This is a genomic window from Mesonia sp. HuA40 (genome assembly GCF_008017835.1).
In the GTDB taxonomy this organism is placed as follows: Bacteria; Bacteroidota; Bacteroidia; order Flavobacteriales; family Flavobacteriaceae; genus Mesonia.
In genome coordinates, this window is record NZ_VRLT01000043.1 from 1 (window position 1) to 3,544 (window position 3,544).

3 protein-coding genes are annotated in these 3,544 nt (G+C 30.8%); all 3 read left to right on the forward strand.

The genetic code is table 11. The annotated features are described in order from the left end of the window. The first annotated feature begins 256 nt into the window (after nucleotides 1-256). Nucleotides 257-877, forward strand: coding sequence for a hypothetical protein (locus tag FT993_RS08530; RefSeq protein WP_147862129.1), 621 nt, complete (start codon nucleotides 257-259; stop codon nucleotides 875-877). 147 nt (nucleotides 878-1,024) lie between these two features. Then, nucleotides 1,025-1,672 (forward strand): hypothetical protein, encoded by a 648-nt coding sequence (locus tag FT993_RS08535; protein ID WP_147862130.1) that lies wholly within the window; start codon nucleotides 1,025-1,027, stop codon nucleotides 1,670-1,672. Between the two features lie 151 nt (nucleotides 1,673-1,823). After that, a complete protein-coding gene (locus FT993_RS08540) occupies nucleotides 1,824-3,338 on the forward strand; it encodes a S41 family peptidase (RefSeq protein ID WP_147862131.1) in 1,515 nt (504 codons plus the stop codon). Nucleotides 3,339-3,544 lie beyond the last annotated feature (206 nt).

Genomic DNA, 3,544 nt, shown 5'->3' on the forward strand with positions numbered 1-3,544 from the left:
AGCAGTGTATATTTACAATAACCTAAGAACACATTTTAGCCTAGATTTAAGAAAGCCAGCTGAAGTCCACAAAAATCCAAAGATCAAATACAAATCCTATCGAAAAAATAATGTAAATTTATCTGAGCTTACTATCTAAAAGTAATAGTTAATCAACCAAAAAAGACCATAAAAAAGGTCAACCTATTTCAGTATAATACAACCGAAATTTTGCAACATAAGAAATTGAATGTCGTCTTTTAAAAAAATAGAATTTATGAGAAAAATAATTTTTACTTTGACTTTGGCATTGTTCACTTCAATGGCTTTTGCAACTGAAATTGTAGCTACTGTTGTATTTGAGAACTTAACGGACAAAGAATTAAAATCGGGAGAATTCACAATTATTGACCTGAACGAAAAAATTGAAATTTCTAAAGCTGAAAGTTTTAAAATCACTTTGCCAGAAAAGGGAAAATATCAATTCAGTTTTGTGTCTGATGATTTTACCGCATATACTTTTTATCCAACAAGAATAAATAAAAGAAAAAACACAATCACAGTTCGATTAATGGAAAAAACCGAATTTAAGAATACTGGAATTTATTCTTTCCCAATGAATTTGGAAACTGATTTGACTGATGAACAAATCGAGCAACGAATTGAAAATGGAACTTTGAATTTCATAATGCACGGAATTGATAGTTCAATACCAAAAGAATATGTGGAATTCAAAGAAAAATATGGAATTGGACTGATAAAAGAGAATTGTGTAATTGACCCTTTATCTTTCAAGAGAGCAACAGAGAATAATCAAATGATTTTCGATTTTTTAAATAAAAAATACGGAACTGATTGGCCGAACGAATTGAAAGCAAAACCATTCGGAATAAAATAAAAACGTTTTACAACAACGGCTATAGTTCATTACGGCTGAAATTCCTAATCGGAATTTCAAGCCTTTTTGCTAAATTTATGGTTACGGCGGAATGATACTCGCGTACCATTCCGTAACGAAACCATAGCCAAAACCGTTACCACACATTTGAACGCAACATTGAGAAATTGGAATAACATAGAATGGATTTTTAAAAAGGATGGAGCCTTAAGAGATATTTATGTCCAAAATGCAACAATTTCGGATTGGAAAAAAGTAGTTGGCCTTTTAAATTCTGAATACAAATTGACTTTTGGAATTTATGAAGAAAATTTGACGGATAAAATTGATTTTGAATTTGTGAAAACAATGTTTGCGGACGAAACAGGAGAATTAGAAACTAAATCTGCAACTATTGATTTAAGTGGAATTATTGTAAAATGCTACTTTTTCCTCGAAGAACAAATTGAATTCGACATAAATCCAACCGAAATTAAAACGGAATTGGAATTTATTGAGATTATAAACTTTATGAAATCCATCAGTTCGAAATTGGAAAAACAAATAACACTTTGTGGAGAAAATCAACCTGAATTTCCTCTCATAAAAATTGACACTAAAAACGGAATTGAGAAAGTATTGACGGAAAAAGAGGCTGAAAATTTGTGGAAAAAATCAGACCAGAATTTTAGTGGATTTACAAAGTTAAAGTCAAAAATAATAATGAAATACTTTCCGAAAATATTTGAAAAGAAAATTATGGAAAGTGCGAATAGAGAATATAAGTCAACACCGAAAGAAAAAAACGTGTGGTAACAGCGTATATAGTTTATGGCGAAATTAGTGCTAAACCCAAAGTTTTTGTATTTTTAGAAACGTAAAACCTTAACTGAAAAATTAGCGCATTTTTGCTCGCCACAAACCATATACGCATACCGTTGGCAACCATTAGAACAAAACAAACTGAATGACAAAAACATTATCTTTAATTCTCTTTTTAATTTCTTGTGTTACTGTTTTAGGTCAATCCATTGACGATCCATTTTCAAGAAAGAAAATGCGAAAGGATTTGGAAGTATTTAAAGAAATCCGATTAAAAGCGAATTCTGGACTTTACAAATACCGAACTGAACAACAAATAGACAGCATTTACAATTGGGCTGAAAAGGAAATTGAAAAATCATCTACATATCTTGATTTTTACAACATCATTTGCCAATTGACCGACTTTGAGGGAAGTCTTCATAACGACACTGATTTTCCTTCAAAATATTGGAAAAATTTACGAAAAGAATCTTTTGGTTATTTTCCATATCCCATAAAATGGATTGATGGAAAATGGCGTATAAACTATGAAAACGGTGAAATTCCCTTAGGAGCAGAAATTATTTCAATTAATCAACAACAAATTTCTAAAATTATACAAAACCTGTATAAATATTATTCAACGGACGGAATCAATACGACTGGAAAACGAATAGGTTTAAGAACTCATTTTTCACGATATTACAGATGGAATTATGGACTCACTAAAGAATTTGAAGTTGAATATAAATTACCAAATTCTAACCAAGTCTATTCTAAAATAATTAAAAGCGTAGCATATTCAAATTACTACAAGAATTTCAACACAAGATATTCAAAAACGTATGACCAAATTTACTATGCAGATTTAGACGAAAATAAAAAATACAAATATGAACAACTAAATGAATCTACTGGAGTTTTGACCATCTATACTTTTTCTATGGGTAACGAAACTACAGATGAGCATAAGACCTATTCTAAATTTCTCGATAGCACTTTTTTGGATATAAAAACAAAAGGTATAAAGAACTTAATAATTGATGTCCGTCAAAACGGTGGTGGTACAGACCCAAATGACTTAGTAACTTATTCATATTTAACGCAAAGAAATTTTCAAGAAAATAGAGAGGCTTGGGTTAGCTTTGAGAAAATACCACTCATCCGATATATTGATTTTTGGTTACCCAAATTTTTAAGACCAATTTTTGTAGGTAAATATAATAAGGAATTCCAAGAAGAGTTTCCTTTAGTTAAAAATGGCAAATTTTATCAAGATGATAATAGCCAAGACCATCTTGTTAGAGAGCCAAATATTAATGCATTTAAAGGAAATATATACATAATTGTTAGTCCTGCCATTGCGTCAGCAGGTAGTTTGTTTGCGGCTATGGTTGCTGGAAATGAGAATACATTAACAATCGGAGAGGAAACTATGGGTGGATATTATGGACATAATGGACATACACCTTTAGCATATAAGCTACCCAAATCCAAAATAGAAATAATTTTTTCGGTTGTGAACTTAGAACAAGATGTTCTAAAAAAGTCAAATCAATTTTACAATCGTGGGATTATACCTGATTTTGATGTTTCGCAAACCTATCAAGATTTCATAGACCATAAAGACACTCAAATGGAATACACATTGGAATTGATAAAAAATAATGAAAAATAACGGTTGCCAACACGGTGTATAAGTAATAGCGGTTTAAGTGATAAAACAAAGAGATAAACATAAAACAAAGGTCAGTGCAAAACCGAAAGGTTTGTGAGTGAAAATCCGCTACTACTCATACACTAGACCGTTGGCAAAAATACCTCGGAATGAAAAGCAAAGCGGAAAAATAATGAATCTGACTGCTTGAAAAGATGAAGTAAAAA